Annotated in this window: 20 protein-coding genes; 10 read left to right on the top strand and 10 right to left on the bottom strand. The window is 63.7% G+C overall.

Annotation, left to right across the window (positions count from 1 at the left end; translation table 11 throughout):
• Window positions 1–239: 239 nt before the first annotated feature.
• The 4 genes from LUB09_RS14260 to LUB09_RS14245 all read right to left on the bottom strand — a co-directional run bounded on the left by LUB09_RS14260 (window position 240) and on the right by LUB09_RS14245 (window position 5,631).
• Window positions 240–995, bottom strand: a complete 756-nt coding sequence (locus LUB09_RS14260) for an alpha/beta hydrolase (protein WP_209983070.1) — start codon at window positions 993–995, stop codon at window positions 240–242.
• Between the two features lie 107 nt (window positions 996–1,102).
• Window positions 1,103–2,515, bottom strand: a complete 1,413-nt coding sequence (locus LUB09_RS14255; RefSeq protein ID WP_269325488.1) for an efflux transporter outer membrane subunit — start codon at window positions 2,513–2,515, stop codon at window positions 1,103–1,105.
• Window positions 2,508–4,481, bottom strand: coding sequence for a MacB family efflux pump subunit (locus tag LUB09_RS14250; protein WP_231422868.1), 1,974 nt, complete (start codon window positions 4,479–4,481; stop codon window positions 2,508–2,510). The genes LUB09_RS14255 and LUB09_RS14250 overlap by 8 nt, the downstream gene beginning before the upstream one ends.
• 1 nt (window position 4,482) lies before the next feature.
• A complete protein-coding gene (locus LUB09_RS14245) occupies window positions 4,483–5,631 on the bottom strand; it encodes an efflux RND transporter periplasmic adaptor subunit (RefSeq protein WP_209983067.1) in 1,149 nt (382 codons plus the stop codon).
• 282 nt (window positions 5,632–5,913) lie between these two features.
• Here LUB09_RS14245 and LUB09_RS14240 point away from each other — a divergent pair, with 282 nt between their 5' ends.
• From LUB09_RS14240 to LUB09_RS14215, 6 genes are all read left to right on the top strand, one after another.
• Window positions 5,914–6,396 (top strand): sigma-70 family RNA polymerase sigma factor, encoded by a 483-nt coding sequence (locus tag LUB09_RS14240; protein WP_269325487.1) that lies wholly within the window; start codon window positions 5,914–5,916, stop codon window positions 6,394–6,396.
• A 120-nt stretch (window positions 6,397–6,516) separates the two neighbouring features.
• The gene (locus LUB09_RS14235; protein ID WP_209983065.1) at window positions 6,517–7,854 is read left to right on the top strand and encodes a lysine N(6)-hydroxylase/L-ornithine N(5)-oxygenase family protein; all 1,338 of its coding nucleotides are present in this window, start codon (window positions 6,517–6,519) and stop codon (window positions 7,852–7,854) included.
• A 100-nt stretch (window positions 7,855–7,954) separates the two neighbouring features.
• Entirely contained in the window at window positions 7,955–9,175 is a 1,221-nt protein-coding gene (locus LUB09_RS14230; RefSeq protein WP_057007625.1) for a putative DNA modification/repair radical SAM protein, read from the top strand.
• Complete coding sequence (locus tag LUB09_RS14225; RefSeq protein ID WP_231422867.1) at window positions 9,172–10,005, top strand: TIGR03915 family putative DNA repair protein; 834 nt, start codon at window positions 9,172–9,174, stop codon at window positions 10,003–10,005. Before LUB09_RS14230 ends, LUB09_RS14225 begins: the two co-directional genes overlap by 4 nt.
• 256 nt (window positions 10,006–10,261) lie before the next feature.
• Entirely contained in the window at window positions 10,262–10,426 is a 165-nt protein-coding gene (locus tag LUB09_RS14220) for a hypothetical protein (RefSeq protein WP_231422866.1), read from the top strand.
• Between the two features lie 98 nt (window positions 10,427–10,524).
• Complete coding sequence (locus LUB09_RS14215) at window positions 10,525–11,418, top strand: GNAT family acetyltransferase (protein ID WP_231422865.1); 894 nt, start codon at window positions 10,525–10,527, stop codon at window positions 11,416–11,418.
• A gap of 127 nt (window positions 11,419–11,545) precedes the next feature.
• On the opposite strand, the gene LUB09_RS14210 is transcribed toward LUB09_RS14215, so the two are convergent.
• The 5 genes from LUB09_RS14210 to LUB09_RS14190 form a co-directional block, all read right to left on the bottom strand.
• Window positions 11,546–12,565 carry a branched-chain amino acid aminotransferase gene (locus LUB09_RS14210; protein WP_209983059.1) on the bottom strand — a complete coding sequence of 340 codons (1,020 nt, stop codon included), beginning with the start codon at window positions 12,563–12,565 and terminating at the stop codon, window positions 11,546–11,548.
• A gap of 190 nt (window positions 12,566–12,755) precedes the next feature.
• Window positions 12,756–14,135, bottom strand: coding sequence for a dihydrolipoyl dehydrogenase (gene lpdA / locus LUB09_RS14205; RefSeq protein ID WP_231422864.1), 1,380 nt, complete (start codon window positions 14,133–14,135; stop codon window positions 12,756–12,758).
• Between the two features lie 4 nt (window positions 14,136–14,139).
• Window positions 14,140–15,390 carry a dihydrolipoamide acetyltransferase family protein gene (locus tag LUB09_RS14200; protein ID WP_231422863.1) on the bottom strand — a complete coding sequence of 417 codons (1,251 nt, stop codon included), beginning with the start codon at window positions 15,388–15,390 and terminating at the stop codon, window positions 14,140–14,142.
• Window positions 15,391–16,449 (bottom strand): alpha-ketoacid dehydrogenase subunit beta, encoded by a 1,059-nt coding sequence (locus tag LUB09_RS14195; RefSeq protein WP_209983053.1) that lies wholly within the window; start codon window positions 16,447–16,449, stop codon window positions 15,391–15,393.
• Window positions 16,450–16,451: 2 nt separating this feature from the next.
• Window positions 16,452–17,687: a 3-methyl-2-oxobutanoate dehydrogenase (2-methylpropanoyl-transferring) subunit alpha gene (locus LUB09_RS14190; protein WP_231422862.1), complete on the bottom strand. Its 1,236-nt coding sequence runs from the start codon at window positions 17,685–17,687 to the stop codon at window positions 16,452–16,454.
• A 195-nt stretch (window positions 17,688–17,882) separates the two neighbouring features.
• Between LUB09_RS14190 and bkdR the strand changes: the two genes are divergently transcribed.
• The gene (gene bkdR, locus LUB09_RS14185; protein WP_003234208.1) at window positions 17,883–18,371 is read left to right on the top strand and encodes a Bkd operon transcriptional regulator BkdR; all 489 of its coding nucleotides are present in this window, start codon (window positions 17,883–17,885) and stop codon (window positions 18,369–18,371) included.
• 36 nt (window positions 18,372–18,407) lie between these two features.
• On the opposite strand, the gene LUB09_RS14180 is transcribed toward bkdR, so the two are convergent.
• On the bottom strand, window positions 18,408–19,271 hold the full coding sequence (locus LUB09_RS14180; protein ID WP_231422861.1) for an MBL fold metallo-hydrolase: 864 nt from the start codon (window positions 19,269–19,271) through the stop codon (window positions 18,408–18,410).
• Window positions 19,272–19,365: 94 nt separating this feature from the next.
• Between LUB09_RS14180 and LUB09_RS14175 the strand changes: the two genes are divergently transcribed.
• The 3 genes from LUB09_RS14175 to LUB09_RS14165 are packed head-to-tail and all read left to right on the top strand — an operon-like array spanning window position 19,366 to window position 21,804.
• Window positions 19,366–19,701: an ArsR/SmtB family transcription factor gene (locus tag LUB09_RS14175; protein ID WP_057007617.1), complete on the top strand. Its 336-nt coding sequence runs from the start codon at window positions 19,366–19,368 to the stop codon at window positions 19,699–19,701.
• 51 nt (window positions 19,702–19,752) lie between these two features.
• Complete coding sequence (locus tag LUB09_RS14170) at window positions 19,753–20,997, top strand: FAD/NAD(P)-binding oxidoreductase (protein ID WP_231422860.1); 1,245 nt, start codon at window positions 19,753–19,755, stop codon at window positions 20,995–20,997.
• Window positions 20,998–21,804: a sulfite exporter TauE/SafE family protein gene (locus LUB09_RS14165; protein WP_231422859.1), complete on the top strand. Its 807-nt coding sequence runs from the start codon at window positions 20,998–21,000 to the stop codon at window positions 21,802–21,804.
• Window positions 21,805–22,013 lie beyond the last annotated feature (209 nt).

Here is a 22,013-nt window from a genome sequence, read left to right as displayed (position 1 = left end):
CTGCGTTGGGCTGCGCAGCAGCCCCAAAGCCAGGCGCTGAGCCGTATCAGGTACACCGCGTTTTGCTCGATTGGGGGCGCTTCGCACCCCAACGCGGGGCAAGCCCGCTCGCCACAATAAGCCCACAAGAGCCCTCTTGATCGTTCCCATGCGTGGGAACGATCAAATTTTCCTTAACTGAACGGCATTAGGGCAAGCCCGCTCGCCACGGAGCTGCGGTCACATGTGACGGGCGGTTGTTATTCCCACGCCCCGCGGTCCAGGCAGCGCGCGGACGCAGGCGGTTGTTTGCCGTCGGCGAGGAAGTCGCCAAGCCAACGGGTCACGCAGCCATTCACGTCGGCGCTGGAGGCGTCCTTGAGCAGCAATTGCTCCACCCCTGTGGCCATCGGCGAGCCTTTGCTCGCGTTCACCAGCACCATGCGTGCGACCCGCTCGGGAAACAGCGAGCCATAACGGCTGCCGAGCAGGGTGGCGTCGGCATTCCCCACAAAGCTGAGCTGCGCCTCGCCCAACTGCCCGCGCACGTATTCCATGTCCTGCGCAGCCTGCTCGACCGCGTTGTCCTGCGACAGGTCACGCACGCTCAGTTCGATCACGTCATACCGGTCAACCAGCTTGCGGTAGGACGGTGTCGCCAGGGATTCCCAGCGGCTGGCCAATTGCAGTGCGAAATGCACGCCGCTGGCCGTGCCTGATGTGCCCGGCTGGATAAACACCACGCCTTCGCGGTTCAGCGGCTGCCGGGCACCTACCCGGGTCAGGGTGAGATTCACGCGACCGCGCCCGGGGGCGGCATGGTCGCGCGGCACGCTCACCTGACCGCACTGGGTGCGCGCCACCACCTCGGGGTCCAGCGGCACAACGCCGGAAAAGGGGCAATCCAGCAGCCAGTCAATGGCGGTCGGCGTGATCAACGGATCGGCCAGCAACAGGGGAGCTGCAAGCCAACAGCCGAGGCAGGCCAGGCATTTTGCTAGAGCGCGGAGTTTCATCGAGGGGGGTCGGTCAGCCGTGAGATAGCGGCTTTTTTACCAAGGACCCCAGTCTGGATAATGTAGGGTAAATAAACGGTTTGTGTAGGAAAGCGGAGATTCGTTTATCAACTGTCGGTATTCCAGCCGCCCCCCAGCGCCTTGAACAGCGCGATGCTGGCTTGCAGGCGCGACAGCCGCAGTTGCACGTTCGCGTCCTGGGCCGCGTACAGGGTGCGCTGGGCCGCAAGCAGCGTCAGCCAGTCTTCGGCGCCGGCCTGGTAGCGGCTTTCGGCGATCTGCAATGCCGTCTGCGCTTGCTGTAATTCTTCGTCCTGCCATTGGCGCTGCTGGTCCAGGCGCGTGATGCTGCTCAGGGATTTCTCCACATCGGCAAAGCCATTGAGGATGGCGGCGCGATAGGTTTGCAGCAATTCATCCTGGCGTGCACGGGCCTTGTCGCGCTCGGCGCTTAGACGGCCATGGTCGAAAATCGGCGCCACCAGGCCGGCCGTCAGCGTGTAGTAGGGGCTGCGCAGGATCTCTGCGGCCTTGTAGGCATCTGAGCCAACGGTGGCACCCAGGGTTACGGCGGGCAGCATGGCGGCGCGGGCGACTTTGACATCTGCCTTGGCCGCCGCCAATTGTGCTTCGGCCTTGGCCAGGTCGGGGCGCCGGCTCAGCAGTTGGCTGGGCACGCCGGGGCCGATGCTCGGCCACGTCAGCGTGTGGAAGGGTTCGGCCTCCAGCGCCAGAGCCTGCACCGGTTGGCCGAGCAGGGTGGCCAGGCTGATCCGCGATTCTTCGGCCAGTTGCTGGATCAAGGGCACCTGGCGCTGCTGTCCGGCCACCAGGCTTTTCTGCTGGGCCAGCTCCAGCGCCGTGGCTGCGCCTGCGTCGTAGCGGGTCTGCACCAGCTTGAGCACGTTGCGTGCGTTGGTCAGGTTCAGCTCGGCAATCTGCAGGCGCTCGCGTGCCGCCAGGGTTTGCGCATAGCGGTCGGCGACGTTGCCAAGCAGGGTCAGCTCCACGGTGGCCCGGTCGGACTCGCTGGCGCGCAACCCATAGAGGGCGCTGTCCCGTGCGGCGGCGCGCCCACCCCAGAAGTCCACTTCATAGCTGGCGCTGAAATTGGCGCCGAAATTGTCGACGGCATCATCATTCTGCGACACATCCAGGTCGGGGCCGCCCTTACCGCGCAGCAGTTTCTGATGGCCGGTGGCGAGGTTGAATTTTACCTCGGGCAACAATGGCGCCCCCGCAATCACGGCGCTCGCCTGGGCCTGGCGTACGCGCGCGATGGCGGCGGCAACATCGAAGCTGTCACGCCGGGCCTGGCCGATCAGCCGATTGAGCTGCGGGCTGCCAAACTGCGTCCACCAGCGCTGGTGGGGCGCCCGGGCGGCATCGCGCTCGGCGAATTGCCACGCGGCGGGGGCGGTGACGCCGCCGTCGACGACCGGCGGGTTGCCGCCGCAGGCGCTGAGTAGCAGGCACAGGCTGACGGCCGACAGGTGCGGGATAAACGAAGATTTATTCACTGGACAATGCCTTGACTGGATCGAGCCGGGCCGCTTTTCGCGCCGGCATGAAGCCGAACAGCACGCCGGTGGCCAGTGCACAGCCAAACGCGCCGAGCACCGCCAGCAGCGAAAACTGCACCGCCACCTTGGCCAGCACCAGCACACCGCCCACCAGCAATGCCAGGGCAATGCCGAACAGGCCGCCCACCACCGAGAGCATCACCGCCTCGGTAAGGAACTGGCGCAGAATGTCGCGCTGGCGGGCGCCGGTGGCCATGCGGATGCCGATTTCACGGGTGCGTTCGCGCACGGTCATTAACATGATGTTCATCACGCCGATCCCGCCCACCAGCAGGGAGATCGCGGCAATCGAGCCCAGCATCAGCGACAGCGTGTTCTGCGTGTGCGCCTCGGCCTGGATCATCGCCGCATTGTTGGTCAGTTCGAAGTCGCGCTTGCCGTTGTGCAGCTTGAGCATCAATTCATTGATGGCCTGTTCGGCCTCTCGCACCTTGCGCGCATCGGCGGCGGCGATCACCACGTATTCGGGGTTGTAGCTGCCAAACAGGCGCACGCTGGCGGCGGTGTAGGGGATGGCGATGCGGTCATCGCTGTCCTTGTTGCCGGAGCTTGCGCCTTTTTCCGCCAGCACGCCGACCACCTGGAACGGCACGTTTTCGATCAGGATGTACTGGCCGATGGGATCGGCGACATCCTTGAGCAGCTTCTGGCGCACGCGATGGCCGATCACCGCCACTGTGGCGGCATTGCGTTCGTCGGCTTCGCTGAAATAGCTGCCCTCGACCACCGGCCAATTGAAGATGCCGGGGAAGTGGGTGTCATTGCCGCCCACATACGCCATGTAGTCGACATTGCCAAAGCGCACGCCGGCATCGCTGCCATTGACCGGCATGATGCGCTGCACCTGAGGCAGCGTGGCCAGGGCGGCAACGTCACTGAGGCTGACCACCCCCTGCGGCGTGCGCGGGTTGGGCGAGGTGCCGCTGAGGTAGAGGATGTTGGAGCCGAACGCGCCCATCTGCGCCATCACCTGGCGCTTGCTGCCTTCGCCCACCGCCAGCATCACCACCACCGATGCCACGCCGATGATGATGCCCAGCAAGGTCAGCGCGGTGCGAAAGCGATTGATCCACATCACGCGCCATGCCGCTTGCACGGCGTCCACCAGTTCGGCCTTCCAGGCGCCGTTGTGTTCGGCGCCGTCGGCCAGGCGCTGGCGCAGGTCCACGGCCTGCAGCGCGTTGCCGTTGGCCGATGCCGGCACGCTGCTGTCGCTGTCGGCGGAATCGCTGATGATCAGGCCATCGCGAATCTCGATGATACGGTTGGCGCGCGCCGCGACTTCGCGGTCGTGGGTGATCAGGATCACCACATGGCCCTGGCTGGCCAGTTCGTCGAGCAGGGTCATGACCTCGGCGCCGCTGTGGCTGTCGAGGGCGCCGGTGGGTTCGTCCGCGAGGATGATATGGCCGCCGTTCATCAAGGCGCGGGCGATGGACACCCGCTGCTGCTGGCCGCCGGAAAGCTGGTGCGGGCGGTTGGCGGTGCGCTCGGCCAGGCCCAGCCGGGTGAGCAGGGCGTTGGCGCGGGCATGACGTTCGGCGGCGCTGATGCCGGCGTAGATCGCCGGCATCTCGACGTTTTCCTGGGCCGAGCCGGACGGAATCAGGTGGTAGCCCTGGAACACGAAACCGAAGGCTTCGCGGCGCAGCCAGGCCAACGCATCGCCGTCCAGGTGCGCGACGTTTTCCCCGGCGAACAGGTAGTCGCCCACGGTCGGGCGGTCGAGGCAGCCGAGGATGTTCATCAGGGTGGACTTGCCGGACCCGGACGCGCCGACGATGGCGACGAATTCGCCGGCATGGATCGACAGGTCGATGCCGCGCAGCACATCCACCTGCGGGCTGTCGCCGCCGCCGTAGGATTTGCGGATGTTCTTGAGTTCGATCAGCGGCGTGTTCACCTCAACCTCCGCTGCCGTCGACCGGGCCGATCAGCAGGTGATCGCCCTCGCTGAGGCCGTCGAGCACTTCGACCCGCAGCCGGTCGCTGATGCCCAGGCGCACCTGGCGCTCCTCAATGCGCCCGTTCTGCGCGACCACGCGGGCCGTGCTGCCGTGCAAGGCGGCGACCGGCGCGGTGAGGGCGTCCTTAACCTGACCGGCGACGAAAAACACCTGGGTGGTCATGTCGGCCATCAACGCGTTGTCGGTGTTATCCACGTCCAGCAGCACGGTGTAGAGCACCACGCGGCCGCTGCCGCTCTTGCTGCTGGGGCTGCCGCCGCCCTGGCTGGTTTCGTTCAGCGGCTTGGGCGGAATCGGCAGGATTTGCCGCACGGTGCTGGTCCAGCGACGGCTGCCGCCACTGAGCGTGGTGAAGTAGGCGGTCATGCCCGGTTTGACGTGACCGATGTCGGCTTCCGACACCTCGGCCCACACCGTCATCGGCGACAGCCTGGCGATGCGCAGGATCAAGGGCGTCTGCTGCTGGGCGTTGAGGGTCTGGCCGACGCGGGCGTCCACCGCCACCACCGTTCCGCTCATCGGCGCATAAATGCGTGTGTAGCCCAGCTCGGCTTCGTCGCTGCGCAGGCTGGCCTGGGCCTGGCGAATCTGCGCCTGGAACATTTCGACGCGCGCCTGGGTGGCGCTCAGCTCGGCCCTGGCGGCTTGCACGTCTTCTTCGCGCGTGGCGTTACCCGCCGCCAGGCGCTGCTGACGTTGGAATTTCTGCCGCGCCAGTGCGTGCAGGGCCTGTTGTTCCTGCAATTGGGCCTTGAGGTTGTCGATGGCGTAGCGACTGGCGTCGAGTTTGGCTTTTTGTGTGGAAGGGTCGATCTCTACCAGCAGTTGGCCTGCCTCGACCTGATCGCCGGCCTCGACATGAATGGCGCGGATCTGCCCCGACGCCTGGGCACCCACATCCACGTACCGGCGCGGTTGCAGGGTGCCCAGTGCGGTGACGCTGTTTTCAATGTTGCCACGCGTGACGGTGACGGTAGTCAGTGCATCGCGGCTCGGCGGCAGGGTGTACCAGGTGATCAGCGCGATGAGGGCAATCAGGCACGCCACAGCAGGCAGGGCGCGTCGGGCGAGGCGAGGGCGTTTCATGCGTGGGTTCCAGCCGGGAGGTATGGCCGCAGTCGCGGAGAGCTGACTGTTATACGAGGGCATGGCGCGCAAATTTAGGCGGTTACACAGGCTGTAACAGCGCCGATGAGTAAAAAAAACCGCGTCAAAGGCGAGACTTCTTTAAAAGTAGATGAGAATTACTATAAATTGCACGCACTCAAACTGCCATCACGGTGGCTTGCCTGCAGGCGCGGACAAGCTTGCGTCAGTAGGGGTGTTCTTATTCAAGAGTCTTATCGCTGCGCGACACGGACGGGAGTCATGTTGGAAAACTACTATCGCGAGCTGGTGTGTTTCCTCAACGCCAAGCTGGGCAACCGTCAGGTGGCCGAAGATGTGGTGCATGACGCTTACGTGCGAGTGCTGGAGCGCACCAGCGACACGCCCATCGACCAGCCCCGCGCATTTTTGTACCGCACCGCGCTGAACCTGGTGATCGACGGCCACCGGCGCAACGCCCTGCGCCAGGTCGAGCCACTGGAGGTGCTCGACAGCGAGGAGCGTTTCGCCAGCGGCTCGCCCCATGCCACTCACGATCAGGCCCAGCGCCTGGACATGCTCGAACGCGCCCTGGCCGAGTTGCCGAGCGCCTGCCGCGACAGTTTCCTGCTGCGCAAGCTCGACGGTTTGTCCCACCTGCAGATCGCCGAGCGCCTGTGCATTTCCCGCGCGCTGGTGGAAAAACACATCGTCAACGCCATGAAGCACTGCCGCGTGCGCATGCGCGAGTGGGACGCGCACTGATCAGCTGTTAGTTAAATTTTATTTCACTGTCCTCGTTTCCTATCAACACACGGCCTGTTGTTCAGGCCTTGACGGTATTCCCGCCCCGTCCGCCAAGGGGCTTATCCAGAGGACACTGGAATGACACAGGCAATTGCTTCGCCCGCGGTTCACGACCTGATCGGTATCGGTTTCGGCCCTTCGAACCTGGCGCTGGCCATCGCCCTGCAGGAGCGTGAAAAAGCCCAGGGTAAACTGGACGTGCTGTTTCTCGACAAGCAGGCCGACTACCGCTGGCACGGCAATACCCTGGTGACCCAGAGTGAACTGCAGATCTCCTTCCTCAAGGACCTGGTCACCCTGCGCAACCCCACCAGCCCCTATTCCTTTGTCAATTACCTCAAGGCCCACGACCGTCTGGTGGACTTCATCAACCTGGGCACCTTCTATCCGTGCCGCATGGAGTACAACGACTACCTGCGTTGGGTGGCGGGGCAGTTTCAGGGCCAGGCCAACTACGGCGAGGAAGTCCTGGCCATCGAACCGATCCTGCACCAGCAGCAGGTCGAGGCGCTGCGCGTGATCTCCCGTGATACACAAGGCGAGCAGCACGTGCGCACCACCCGTGCGGTGGTGGTCAGCGCCGGCGGCACACCGCGAGTGCCTGATGCGTTCAAGGCGCTCAAGGATGACGGCCGCGTCTTCCACCATTCCCAGTACCTGACGCGCATGGCCCAGCAACCGTGCGTCGAGGGTAAACCGATGCGCATCGCGGTGATCGGCGGCGGCCAGAGCGCGGCCGAAGCCTTCATCGACCTGAACGACAGCTTCCCTTCGGTGCAGGTCGACATGATCCTGCGCGGGTCGGCGCTCAAGCCGGCCGACGATAGCCCGTTCGTCAACGAAGTGTTCTCGCCGGCCTTTACCGACCTGGTGTTCCAGCAGGTCGGTGCGGAGCGCGAGCGGCTGGTGGCCGAGTACCAGAACACCAACTATTCGGTGGTCGACCTGGACTTGATCGAGCGCATCTACGGCATCTTCTATCGCCAGAAAGTCTCGGGCATCGCGCGCCAGACGTTCCGCACCATGACCGTGGTCGAGAAAGCCAGCGCCGGCCCCCTGGGCATCGAACTGGCCCTGCGCGACAACGCCACCGGCGAAACCAGCGTCAGCCACTACGACGCGGTGATCCTCGCCACCGGCTACGAGCGCCAGATGCACCGTGAACTGCTGGCGCCGCTGCACGCCTACATGGGCGATTTCGAAGTGGCGCGCGACTACCGCATCGTCACCGACGAGCGTTGCAAGGCGGGCATATACATCCAGGGGTTCAGCCAGGCCAGCCATGGCTTGAGCGACACCTTGCTGTCAGTGTTGCCGATCCGCGCCGATGAGATTGCCACTTCGTTGTATGAAAACGATCGTCATCGTGGTCAAGGCCGTTCGGTCCAGGATCTGTTGCTGGCCACCGCCAGTTGATCTCCCTTTGCAGGGGCGAGTTCGCTCGCTCCTACAGACGGTACTTGTGACACCGTTGGGCCGCTGATACTGTACAAAAAACCAGTATCGGTAGCCTTTCATGCAGTTGATCGAAAAACTCAGCATCCTCGCCGATGCCGCCAAGTACGACGCCTCCTGCGCCAGCAGTGGCGCGCCCAAGCGCAGCTCGGAAGGCAAGGCGGGGCTGGGCTCCACCAATGGCATGGGCATCTGCCACAGCTATACGCCCGACGGCCGTTGCGTGTCGCTGCTCAAGGTACTGCTTACCAACTTTTGCCTCTACGACTGCCAATACTGCGTCAACCGCCGCTCCAGTGATGTGCCCCGCGCACGGTTCAGCCCGGAGGAGGTGGTCACCCTGACCCTGGACTTCTACCGGCGCAATTGCGTCAGCGGGCTGTTTCTCAGTTCCGGCATCATCCGCTCGTCGGACTACACCATGGAGCAACTGGTGCGGGTGGCCAAGCTGCTGCGCGAAGAACACGACTTTCGCGGCTACATCCACCTCAAGACCATCCCCGACGCCGACCCGGCCCTGATTGCCGAGGCCGGGCGTTATGCCGATCGCCTCAGCGTGAACATCGAGCTGCCGACCGAAGCCAGCCTGCACACCCTGGCGCCGGAGAAGCAGATTGTCTCCATCAGGCAGGCCATGCAGACTATCTACACCGGCGAACAGACCGTGCGCAACGAACCCCGCGCGCCACGCTTCGCCCCGGCCGGGCAGAGCACGCAGATGATCGTCGGCGCCGACGACACCGACGACAGCACCATCCTCCACGGCGCCGAAGCGCTCTACGGCAATTTCAAGCTGCGCCGTGTGTATTACTCGGCGTTCAGCCCGATCCCCAACAGCCCGAAAAGCGTGCCCCTGGCCGCGCCACCCCTGATGCGCGAGCACCGTCTGTACCAGGCGGATTTCCTGTTGCGCAGCTACGGGTTCAGCGCCGGCGAGCTGCTTGCTGGCCCCGGCGACCTGGCGCTGGATATCGACCCCAAGCTGGCCTGGGCGCTTGAGCATCGCGAAGTTTTCCCCCTCGACCTCAACCGCGCCGAACCGACCCTGATCGCGCGCATCCCGGGCATTGGCCTGCGTACCACCCAGCGGCTGGTCGACCTGCGTCGCGAACGCAAGATCCGCTTTGAAGACCTGGCGCGCATGCGCTGCGTGCTGGCCAAGGCCAAGCCGTTTTTCATCACCAGCGACTACCACCCGCAACAGGCCGAGAGCACCAGCGTGCTGCTGCGCGAGCAATTGCGCGACCGCCCGGCGCCGCAGCAAATGGGCCTGTGGGGATGATCAGCCTGGAATGCGACAACCTGTTCAGCACCTGGCGCGAACAGGCGCGCTGGCTGCTCAGTCATCAGGTCGACCCGAGTCAGGTGAGCTGGGGCGCGACGGAAGTCGCCGACCTGTTTGCCACCGACCAGGCCATTCCCGACACGCCGGGGCCGTTCCAGGCGCGGATTCCCAAGGCGCTGATCGACCTGCTGGCGTCTGCCGCGTGTTATCACGGCGACCAACGCTGGAGCCTGCTGTACGAGGTGTTGTGGCGGGTCAGCCATGGCGACCGCACCGCGATGCTTGCCGGCGACAAACTGGGCAGTGAGTTGCAGCGGCGCATCAAGCAGGTGAGTCGCGAGGCGCACCATTTGCACGCGTTCGTACGCTTCATCGCGCTGCCGCCCGAGGCGGGTCCGCAGTTACCGGAATACGTGGCCTGGCACGAACCGGCCCATGACATATTGCACTCGGCCAGCCAGCACTTTATCGGGCGCATGGGCCGCCACCGCTGGATGATCGCCACGCCGCTGGATGGGGTGTATTACGACGGCGAGCAGTTGATTCATCAACGCAAGTGCCCCGAGGCGTGGCAGCAACTGGCGCAGAATGTCGACGACCCGCACAGCGCCATGTGGCTGACCTATTACAGCCATATCTTCAACCCGGCGCGGCTCAACCCCAAGGTCATGGAAGGGCACTTTCCGAGCCGGTTCTGGAAGAATCTGCCGGAGGGCAAGTTGATCCCGGGGCTGATCACCGAAGCGCGCACGGGCAAGCAGAAAGATGGGCAGGCCAGTTTGATCGGCGCCAAGCCTGGTAAACGCATCTCGAGCGGGCAGGGTTAAAACCCGTGGGAGGCTGCGTCAACTCGCTGGATTTGCACGCTCTGTGGCGAGCGGGCTTGCCCCGCGTTGGGGTGCGAAGCGCCCCCAATCAAGCAAAACGCGGTGTACCTGATACGGCCCAGCGTCTGGTTTTGGGGCTGCTGCGCAGCCCAACGCAGGACAAGCCTGCTCGCCACAGGGAATCTGCGCTTAACTGAACGGCATTGGGGCTTGCCCTGCGTTGGGGCGCGAAGCGCCCCCAATCAAGGAGAGCACGGTGTACCTGACACTGCGCAGAGCATGGTCTTGGGGCTGCTGCGCAGCCCAGCGCGGGGCAAGCCCGCTCGCCACAGTGATGCGGCTGTCTGAAATTTCAGGATTTAAATCAACACGTTATGGTGTGCTTGATAAAAGCGGCCTGCTCGCGAAGACGCTGGATTGATGGACATCTTCAGTGATTGATACGCCGCATTCGCGAGCAAGCCCGCTCCCACATTGGTATTGTGGTGTTTGCTTAACCGCCGTCAGCCAGGAGGAATCATGTCTACCGCCGTTCGCCTCGCCCAAACCGCCGATGCCGAAGGCATCAGCCAGGTCGTCCTGGCGGCCTTGCACAGCAGCAATGCGCGGGATTACCCGGCCGATGTGATTGCCCGGGTGGCGAGCAACTTCAGTCCCGAGGCGGTGCTGGCGCTGCTCGAACGCCGCGTCGTGCTGGTGGCCACTCAGGATCAGACAATCGTCGCCACGGCGGCCCTCGATGGCAATGTGGTGCGTTCGGTGTTCGTCAACCCGGCGCTGCAAGGGCAGGGCATTGGCCGGCTGCTGATGATCGAAATCGAACTGCGGGCCCGTGAAGCCGGCGTAACGGTATTGAGTGTGCCGTCCTCGCTGACGGCCGAGCCGTTCTATACCCGGCAGGGGTTTCACACGGTACGCAACGTTTACCACGGCAATGAGCGCACGCTGGTGATGGAAAAGGCGCTGTCGTCGCGCCACCCCATCGGGCCGTATCGCGACCGTCAGCATCGCGCACAGGTGGCGGCGTTGTGGCGGGAAGCCTTTGGCTACGACACCGCGCATAACCTGCCAACCCTGGCCATCGATAAAAAGCTGGCGGTCAACGACGGTTTGTTCTTCGTGGCGACGGATAAAAAAACCGTGATCGGCACGATTCTCGCGGGGTATGACGGTCATCGCGGCTGGTTGTATTCGGTGGCGGTGCACGCGGACTATCGTCGGCACGGCCTGGGCTCTTCACTGGTGCGCCATGCGGAACAGGCGTTGACTGCGCTGGGTTGCATGAAGATCAACCTGCAGATCAGCGGCGGCAATGAGGCCGTGGTGGGGTTCTATGAGGCGCTGGGGTATGGCGTGGAGCCGAGGACCAGCATGGGCAAGAAGATTGCCGAGAATATTCCGCCGCCCTCCTGAGAGCGCTGCAACCAAATGTGGGAGGGGGCTTGCTCCCGATGGCGGTGTGTCAGTCCATACAGGTGCTGACTGACCCATTGCCATCGGGAGCAAGCCCCCTCCCACAGTGTTTTGCGGTGTTGCCGGATCAGACCTTGACGATCCAGCCCGCCGGCGCTTCAACATCGCCAGTCTGCACGCCGGTCAGCTCTTTGTAGAGCTTCTGGGTGACCGGGCCCACTTCGGTTTCGCTGTGGAACACATGCATCTTGCCGTTGTACTGGATGCCGCCAATCGGCGAAATCACCGCAGCAGTGCCGCAGGCGCCGGCTTCCTTGAACTGGTCCAGCTTGTCGATGAACACGTCGCCCTCGACCACGGTGAGGCCCAGGCGGGTCTCGGCCAGTTCGATCAGCGACAGGCGGGTGATGCCCGGCAGCACCGAAGGCGACTTCGGCGTGATGAACTGATTGTCGTGGGTGATCCCGAAGAAGTTGGCCGAGCCGACTTCCTCGATTTTCGAGTGGGTCATCGGGTCGAGGTAGATCGCATCGGCGAAACCGGACTTCTTGGCTTCGGAACCCGGCATCAGGCTGGCGGCGTAGTTGCCACCGACCTTGGCGGCACCGGTGCCTTGTGGCGCGGCGCGGTCGAAGGTGGAGATCTGGAAGTTGTGGGGCACCAGGCCGCCCTTGAAGTAGGCACCAACCGGGATGGCGAAAACCGAGAAGATGAACTCCGGCGCCGTGCGTACGCCGATGTTGTCACCGGTGCCGATCACGAACGGGCGCAGGTACAGCGCGCCGCCGCTGCCGTACGGCGGGATGAACCGCTCGTTGGCCTTGACCACTTGTTTGCAGGCGTCGATGAAGTCTTCGGTGGACACCTGCGGCATCAGCAGGCGCGCACAGCTGCGTTGCATGCGCGCAGCGTTCTGGTCCGGGCGGAACAGGTTGACCGAGCCGTCCTTGCAGCGGTAGGCCTTGAGGCCTTCAAAGCACTGCTGACCATAGTGCAGGGCGGTGGAGCCCTCGCTGATGTGCAGCACGTTGTCGTCGGTCAGGGTGCCTTCCTGCCATTCGCCGTTTTTCCAGACCTGGAGAAAACGTTTGTCGGTCTTGATGTAGTCAAAACCCAGCTTGTCCCAATTGATGCTTTCGTTACCCATGACACCCTCTATCTCTGGTCAAGTCGGTTTTTTCTGGATGGTGGCAACAATACTGCATTCTTGGCCGGTGTGGGAGCCACAGGGTGGACAGCTCCAGCCTCTGTATCGCCATCGCAGGCAAGCCAGCTTCCACATTGGAATGCATTACCCCGGTGGGCGCTGGCTTGCCTGCGATGGCTTCGCTCCGGTTTTACAGGTGCAACGCGTGACCCAGCGCCTTTAATGCCGCCTCCTGCACCGCTTCGCCGAGGGTTGGATGGGCGTGGATGGTGCCCGCCACATCTTCCAAGCGCGCGCCCATCTCCAGGCTCAGGCCAAACGCGGTGGACAGCTCCGACACACCCACTCCCACCGCCTGCCAGCCGACAATCAAGTGGTTGTCACGCCGCGCCACCACTCGCACGAAGCCACTTTTGGACCCCAGTGTCATCGCCCGCCCATTGGCCGCGAACGGGAAGCTTGCCACGATGCAATCCAGGCCTGCGGCCGTGGCGTGCTCCGGGGTCTTGCCGACCACCACCAGCTCCGGGTCGGTGAAGCACACCGCCGGAATCGCCGCCGGGTTGAAGTCGCGGGCCTTGCCGCTGATCAGTTCGGCGACCATTTCGCCCTGGGCCATGGCACGGTGCGCCAGCATCGGCTCGCCGCTGAGGTCGCCGATGGCATACACATTGCGCATGCTGGTCTGGCAGCGGCTGTCGATGTTGATCGCCGCGCCGTTCATGTCCAGGTTCAGCGCTTCGAGGTTCCAGCCCCGGGTGTTGGGGGTGCGGCCCACGGCCACCAGCACCTGATCGGTGTCCAGGGACAGGGTCTCGCCATTCGGATCACGCACCTGCAGGCGGTTGTCGGCAAAACCGGTCACGCTGTGCTGAAGGTACAGCGTCACGCCCAAGTGCTTGAGCGAATCGGCCACCGGCTGCGTCAGCTCGGCGTCGTAGGCCGGCAGGATGCGATCCTGCGCCTCAACCACGCTCACGTCCGCCCCCAGCTTGCGATAGGCAATGCCCAGCTCCAGGCCGATATAACCGCCACCCACCACGATCAGGCGCTTGGGCACCCGTTGCGGCGACAGCGCTTCGGTGGACGAAATGATCGGTCCGCCGATGGGCAGCATCGGCAGGTTGACGCTTTTCGAACCGGTGGCCAGTAGCAGGTGCTCGCACTGGATGCGCTGGTCGCCGACCTCGACGGTCTTGCCGTCCACCACCCTGGCCCAGCCGTGGATCACCTGCACCTTGTGCTTCTTCAGCAGCGCGGCGACACCGCTGGTCAGACGGTCGACGATGGCGTCTTTCCATTCCACGCTTTTCTGAATGTTCAGGGTTGGCGCGGCCACTTCGATGCCCAGCACCGCCCCCTGGCTGTGATGCTCGGTCTGCTGAAACTGCTCGGCCACATGGATCAGTGCCTTGGACGGAATACAGCCGATGTTCAGGCAGGTGCCGCCCAGGGCCTGGCCTTCCACCAGGATGGTCGGGATGCCCAGCTGGCCTGCGCGAATCGCCGCCACATAGCCGCCGGGGCCGCCGCCGATGATCAGCAGCGTGGTGTGTAATGTCTGGGTCATGCCCTTACTCCAGGAACAGGCTGGCGGGTTGTTCGAGCAGGCCGCGAATGGCCTGGATGAATTGCGCCGCGTCCATGCCATCGACCACGCGGTGATCGAAGGAGCTGGAGAGGTTCATCATCTTGCGCACCACGATCTGGCCCTTGACCACCATCGGCCGCTCAACGATGCGGTTGACGCCGACAATGGCCACTTCCGGCAGGTTCAGCACCGGCGTGCTGACGATGCCGCCCAGCGCGCCGAGGCTGGTGAGGGTGATGGTCGAGCCGGACAGCTCCTCACGGCTGGCCTTGCCGTTGCGCGCAGCGGCGGCCAGTCGCGCGATTTCCTCCGCACTGCCCCACAGGCTGCGCGCCTCGGCGTGACGCACCACCGGCACCATCAGGCCAACATCGCTCTGGGTGGCGACGCCCACATGCACCGCGCCCAAGCGAGTAATCACCTGAGCCTCATCGTCGTAACGCGCGTTGATCTGCGGAAACTCCCCCAGCGCGACGACCATGGCCCGCACGATAAACGGCAACAGGGTCAGCTTGCCGCGGGTGGCGCCGTGCTTCTCGTTAAGGTGCACGCGCAACTCGTCCAGCGCCGTCACGTCGATTTCTTCCACATAGCTGAAATGCGCGGCGCGGCGGGTGGCGTCCTGCATGCGCTGGGCGATCTTGCGGCGCATGCCGATCACCGGGATCTGCTCTTCATCGTGGCGTTCGGCGTAAGGGTTCGACGCCATGGAAGCCTTCGCCGAACCCTGTTGCAGATACGCGTCGAGGTCTTCATGCAGGATTCGCCCGGCCGGGCCGGAACCCTGCACCAGGCGCAATTGAATGCCGGCATCCAGCGCATGCTTGCGCACGGCGGGGGAGGCCAGCGGGCGTTCGTCGCCTTCACGGGCCACCGGCGCTGCTGCGGGTTTCGCTTGAGTCACCGCCAGCGCTGGTTTGGCGGCGAACACCGGCGCGGCCTGCACGGGCTCGCTTGCAGCCACGGCCGGCGCCTCTTTGGCATTGCCCGCGCCTTCCACTTCAATGCTGATCAGCACACTGCCCACGGCCATCACTTCACCCGGCTCGCCGCCGAGGGCAATCACCTTGCCGTGCACCGGCGAGGGAATGTCCACCATCGCCTTGTCGGTCATCACATCCGCCAGCACCTGGTCTTCGACGACCATGTCGCCGACCTTTACATGCCACACCGACAACTCAACTTCTGCGATGCCTTCGCCAATGTCCGGCATCTTGATAACGTGCGTGCCCATTCAGACCTCCATGACCCGTTTCAACGCCGCGCCCACGCGGGACGGCCCTGGGAAATACGCCCACTCCTGCGCGTGCGGGTAGGGCGTGTCCCACCCGGTGACGCGCTCGATTGGCGCTTCCAGGTGATGGAAGCAGTGCTCCTGCACCAGCGCCACCAGCTCGGCGCCGAAGCCGCAGGTGCGCGTGGCTTCGTGCACCACCACGCAGCGGCCGGTCTTTTTCACCGACTTGACGATGGTGTCCAGGTCCAGCGGCCACAGGCTGCGCAGGTCGATGACTTCGGCGTCGATGCCGGTTTCTTCGGCGGCGACCTGCGACACGTACACGGTGGTGCCATAGGTCAGCACGGTCACGGCAGACCCCGGGCGCACGATGGCGGCCACGTCCAGCGGCACGGTGTAGTAACCGTCCGGCACTTGCGCCTGCGGGTGTTTCGACCACGGCGTCACCGGGCGGTCGTGGTGGCCGTCGAACGGGCCGTTGTAGAGGCGCTTGGGCTCAAGGAAGATCACCGGGTCATCGTTTTCAATGGAGGCGATCAATAGGCCTTTGGCGTCGTACGGGTTGGACGGCATCACCGTGCGCAGCCCGCACACTTGAGTGAACACCGCTTCGATGCTCTGGCTGTGGGTCTGGCCGCCATAGATGCCGCCGCCGCAGGGCATGCGCATGGTCAGTGGTGCGGTGAACTGGCCAGCCGACCGGTAACGCAGGCGCGCCGCTTCGGAGATGATCTGGTCGGTGGCAGGGTAGACGTAGTCGGCGAACTGGATTTCGGCGACCGGGCGCAGGCCATACGCGCCCATGCCCACGGCCACGCCAACGATGCCGCTTTCGGAGATCGGTGCGTCGAACACCCGCGAGCTGCCGTACTTGGTCTGCAAGCCTTCGGTGCAGCGGAACACGCCGCCGAAGTAGCCGACGTCCTGGCCGAACACCACCACGTTGTCGTCGCGCTCAAGCATCACGTCCATGGCCGAGCGCAGCGCCTGGATCATGGTCATGGTGGTGGTGGTCATGGCGGTTTCCACTTCGATGCTGTTGTTGTGATCGTTCATGGTCAGATCCCCAACGCTTGACGCTGGCGCTTCAAGTGCTCCGGCATCTCTTTGTAGACGTCTTCGAACATGGTCGCGGCGCTTGGAATCTGGCCGCCGGCGAGGGTGCCGTACTGTTCAGCTTCTTTCTGCGCCTTGACCACTTCGGCCTCAAGCTCGGCACTGACCGCCGTGTGCTCCTCGTCGGACCACTGACCAATCTTGATCAGGTGCTGCTTGAGGCGCGCAATTGGGTCGCCGAGCGGGAAGTGGCTCCAGTCATCGGCTGGGCGGTATTTGGACGGATCGTCGGAGGTGGAGTGCGGGCCGGCGCGGTAGGTCACCCACTCGATCAGGGTCGGGCCCAGGTTGCGGCGCGCACGCTCGGCGGCCCAGGCAGACGCCGCATACACCGCGATAAAGTCGTTGCCGTCCACCCGCAGCGAGGCGATGCCGCAACCCACGCCGCGTCCGGCGAAGGTGGTGGCTTCACCGCCGGCGATGGCCTGGAAGGTGGAGATGGCCCACTGGTTGTTAACCACGTTGAGAATCACCGGCGCGCGGTACACGTGGGCAAAGGTGAGGGCGGTGTGGAAGTCCGATTCGGCAGTGGCGCCGTCGCCGATCCAGGCCGAAGCAATTTTGGTATCGCCCTTGATCGCCGAGGCCATGCCCCAGCCCACGCCTTGTACGAATTGGGTGGCGAGGTTGCCGGAAATAGTGAAGAAGCCGGCATCCTTGACCGAGTACATGATCGGCAACTGACGGCCCTTGAGCGGGTCGCGCTCGTTGGACAGCAGTTGGCAGATCAGGTCCACCAGCGGCACATCGCGGGCCATCAGGATGCTTTGCTGGCGGTAGGTGGGGAAGCACATGTCGTCGATGTTCAAGGCCAGGGCCTGGGCGCTGCCGATGGCTTCTTCGCCAAGGCTCTGCATGTAGAACGACATTTTTTTCTGGCGCTGGGCGACCACCATGCGGTTGTCGAAGATGCGCGTCTTGAGCATGGCGCGCATGCCGGCGCGCAGGATGTCGACGGGGATGCCTTCGGCCCATGGGCCCAGGGCCTGGCCCTGGTCGTCGAGCACGCGGATCAGGCCCTTGGCCAGGTCGGCGGTGTCGGCGGGTTCTACGTCGATGGCGGGTTTGCGCACCAGGCCGGCGTCGGTCAGGCGCAGGTAGGTGAAGTCGGTCTTGCAACCTGGTCGCCCCGAGGGTTCGGGAACGTGCAGGCGCAACGGTGCATACGGCTGATTCATGGCTTTCTACGCTCGATCTTGTGAATTTCTTGTAGTGGGCGCGCTAGCTGACAGTCAGTCTTCGGGTAGAAGAAATCCTGTCCTACAACAATCATAGGCGGGGCGTAGAAGAATATTTATCTGTGTTTCGTTGCGCTGCCGATCATTTGCGGATAAAAAAACTGCATAAACATAATAAACAGGTGATTTTGTCTCATGCGCAAACTGGACCGTACGGATATCGGCATTCTCAACGCACTGCAGGAGAACGCCCGCATCACCAACGCCGACCTGGCCCGCTCGGTCAACCTGTCGCCCACGCCGTGCTTCAATCGGGTGAAGGCCATGGAAGAGCAGGGGTTGATCCGCGAGCAGGTGACGCTGCTGGATGCCGATCTGCTGGGGCTGCATGTGAATGTGTTCATTCACGTGAGCCTGGAGAAGCAGAACGAGCTGGCCCTGCAGCAGTTTGAAGGGGCGATTTCGGACCGGCCGGAAGTGATGGAGTGCTACCTGATGGCCGGCGACCCGGATTACTTGATCCGGGTGCTGGTGCCGACGATTCAGGCGCTGGAGCGGTTCATGATGGACTTTCTGACCAAAGTGCCGGGGGTGGCCAATATCCGGTCGAGTTTTGCGTTAAAGCAGGTGCGCTACAAGACGGCGTTGCCGCTGCCGGCCAACGGCATCAGCCTCGGTTCCTGACTCAACAGTGAACAATGTCGGTGGGGGCTTGAATCGTCAAAGTTTGTTGATAGGGATCTTGAGATAGGTCACGCCATTCTCTTCCGCCGGCGGCATATTTCCCGCCCGCACATTCACCTGGATCGCCGGCAGCAACAGTGTCGGCATCCCCAACCCGGCGTCGCGGGTGGTGCGCATCGCTACAAACGTCGCTTCATCCACACCGTCATGCACATGGATATTGCCCGCGCGCTGCTCGGCCACGGTGGTCAGGCACTTGGCTTCGCGGCCCTCTGGCGGATAGTCATGGCACACATACAGCTGAGTGTGCGGCGGGAACGCCAGCAGCTTGCGCATCGAGGCGTACAACTGCCGTGCATCGCCGCCAGGGAAGTCGCAGCGGGCGGTGCCGACGTCGGGCATGAACAGAGTGTCGCCCACCAGGATCAGGCGGTCGTCGATCAGGTAGGCCATGTCGGCCGGCGTATGCCCTGGCACATGCAGCGCCTGGGCCTTCAAGCCGCCGATATGAAAGATTTCGTCCGGCGCGAACAGATGGTCGAACTGCGAGCCATCGGCGCGGAACTCCGGCTCCAGGTTGAACAGGTTCTTGAACACTCCCTGCACCTTGCTGATCGACTGGCCGATCGCGATCTTGCCGCCCAGGATGCGGCGCAGGTACGGTGCGGCGGAGAGGTGATCGGCATGGGCATGGGTTTCCAGCAGCCACTGCACCTGCAGGCCATGCGCCCGCACGAAGGCAATCACCTTGTCGGCCTGTGCGGTATCGGTGCGCCCGGACGCGGGGTCGTAGTTGAGCACTGAATCGACAATGGCGCAGGGGCCACCCTCGGCTTCATAGACGATGTAGGTGTAGGTCGACGATGCCTCGTCCAGAAAGGCTTGAATCAACGCTGGCATGGCGGCTATCCCCGATGAAGAAAAAAGTGGTTACAATCAGTTTACGTTTAAACATAATGTTTTGAGCTTAAGTGAGATAAAGGAGCCGAGGCAAATGGAATCTACGTTGAGCGAGGGCGAAGTCGCCCAATTGCGTGCATCGGCGTCCAAGGCCTGTTCCTTGCTCAAGGCGTTGGCCAATGAGGACCGCCTGTTGATCCTCTGCCAGTTGACCCTGGGCGAACGCAACGTCGGCGAGCTGGAAGCCCAGACGGGCGTGCGCCAGCCGACGCTGTCACAACAGTTGGGCATTTTGCGGGACGAAGGGTTGGTCGCCACCCGTCGGGAAGGTAAATACATCTTCTACGGGCTGGCCAGCCACGAAGTGATCCAAGTGATGAAGACCCTGTCCGGCCTGTACTGCGGCGCGGTCATAAAAAGCTGGGCGTGACGCCATCCGGCAGCGACCCTTGTGTGCATTGACTCAAAAAGGCAGTAGACAATGACCGAACAACACTGGGGACCCACCATCAGTGGCGATATCGTCGTCATCGGCGGCGGCTCGGCAGGCATCGGCCTGCTGGCCAGCCTGCTCAAGCGCGACCCGCAACTGAACATCATCCTGATCGAACCCAACGACTTTCATTGCTATCAGCCCGCCTGGACCCTGGTCGGCGGCGGTGCCTACGACCTGCAAAAGACCCGGCGCCCGCTGGCCGACGTACTGCCCAACGGTGTCACCTGGATCCAGGCGGCGGTCACCGAACTGCTGCCCGACCAGCAGACCCTGGTGCTCGACAGCGGCCAGCGCGTGAGCTGGAGCAACCTCATCGTCTGCCCCGGCCTGCGCCTGGCCTGGGAGAAAGTCGAAGGCCTGCAGGACTCGCTCGGCCAACACGGTGTCACCTCCAACTACAGCTATCAGCACGCGGCCTACACCTGGCAACTGGTGCAGCAGCTCAAGGGCGGCAAGGCGCTCTTCACCCAGCCGGCCATGCCGATCAAATGCGCCGGTGCGCCGCAGAAAGCCATGTACCTGTCCTGCGACCACTGGCTCAAGCAGGGCAGCCTGAAAAACATCGACGTCGAATTCAACCTGGCCGGTGCCGCACTGTTCGGCGTGGCGACCTTTGTGCCACCGCTGATGAAGTACGTGGAAAAGTACCACGCGCGGCTGGCCTTCAACTCCAACCTGATCAAGGTCGACGGCCCGGCACGCAAGGCCTGGTTCGAGGTGAAGGGTGCCGACGGCAACGTCAGCGTTGCGGAAAAGTCCTTCGACCTGTTGCACGTGGTGCCGCCGCAAGTCTCCCCGGATTTCATCCGCCAAAGCGCGCTGGCCGACGCGGCCGGTTGGTGTGACGTGAACCCTCACAGCCTGCAGCATGTGCGCTATCCACACATCTTCGGCCTGGGCGATGTGTGCGGCACCAGCAATGCCAAGACCGCCGCAGCGGTGCGCAAGCAGATCGTGGTGGTTGCCGAAAACCTGCTGGCCCTGCGCAAACAGGCGCCGTTGCCGCTCAAGTACGACGGCTATGGCTCCTGCCCCTTGACGGTGGAGAAGGGCAAGGTGGTGCTGGCCGAATTCGGCTACGGCGGCAAGCTGCTGCCGACTTTTCCCCTCGACCCCACCCGGGCACGGCGTTCGATGTGGTTCCTCAAGGCCACGCTGCTGCCGTGGTTCTACTGGAACGGCATGCTCAAGGGGCGCGAGTGGCTGACCCGCCTGAGCAAGGTGGACTGAATGCTGCTGGCGAGTGTTCTTGGGGTATTGATGGGCCTGGTCATGGGCCTGACCGGCGCGGGCGGCGGCATTCTCGGGGTGCCGGCGCTGGTGTTGGGACTGGGGTTGACGATGACCCAGGCCGCGCCGGTGTCGTTGCTTGCCGTGGGCGCGGCGGCAGCGGTCGGGGCGATTGACGGCCTGCGCCACGGACTGGTGCGTTATCGCGCGGCGCTGTTGATCGCCTTGCTCGGTGCGTTGTTTTCACCGTTGGGCGTGTTTGTCGCTCATCAGCTCTCGGAAACGGTGCTGATGGGGCTGTTCAGCGCGCTGATGGTGCTGGTGGCCTGGCGCATGCTGCAGCGCGAAAAGATCGAGCCCGGGCCGAGCGACCATGGTGCCGCGCTGTGGGGGCAGAAGAACTGCATGCTCAATCAGCAGACCGGGCGCCTGGCCTGGACCGCCAAGTGCAGCGCCACCCTGGCTGCATTGGGTGCCGTTACCGGTGCTGTATCGGGCTTGTTGGGCGTGGGCGGCGGCTTCCTGATCGTGCCGGCGTTCAAGCAACTGACCGATGTGCAAATGCGCGGGATCGTTGCGACTTCGCTGATGGTTGTCAGCCTGCTTTCGCTGATCGGCGTGGTGGGGGCGTTTCATGCGGGTGTGAGCATCGAGCCGGTGGGCTGGGCGTTTATCGGATCGAGTGTCGTCGGCATGTTGGTTGGGCGGCGGCTGGGGTCGGTGATTCCAGCGCGGGCATTGCAGGTGGGGTTTGCCAGTTTGTGCGTATTGGTTGCGGTTGGGATGTTGTTGAAGGCATTGGTTTAGGGGAGACATATCCATTATTGGGGTAACGGCTGATTAGGGTTCCGCCCTTACGGCGGGTCGGCGTCCTGCCGGGTTACCCACGCTCCAAAGCCTGCGTTCGGCCAGCGTGTTTGACGGGGCGCCTCAGATCAAAAGCAGAAGCGCGGCGGCCTTAGAGCCGACCGGAATTCTCTGCCATACGCTTTACAAACTGTGGGAGGGGGCTTGCT

This window comes from Pseudomonas sp. Leaf59 (assembly GCF_920984685.1).
GTDB lineage: Bacteria > Pseudomonadota > Gammaproteobacteria > Pseudomonadales > Pseudomonadaceae > Aquipseudomonas.
Note: the sequence above shows the minus strand (reverse complement) of the source record. Positions and strands in the feature narration are given on the sequence as shown.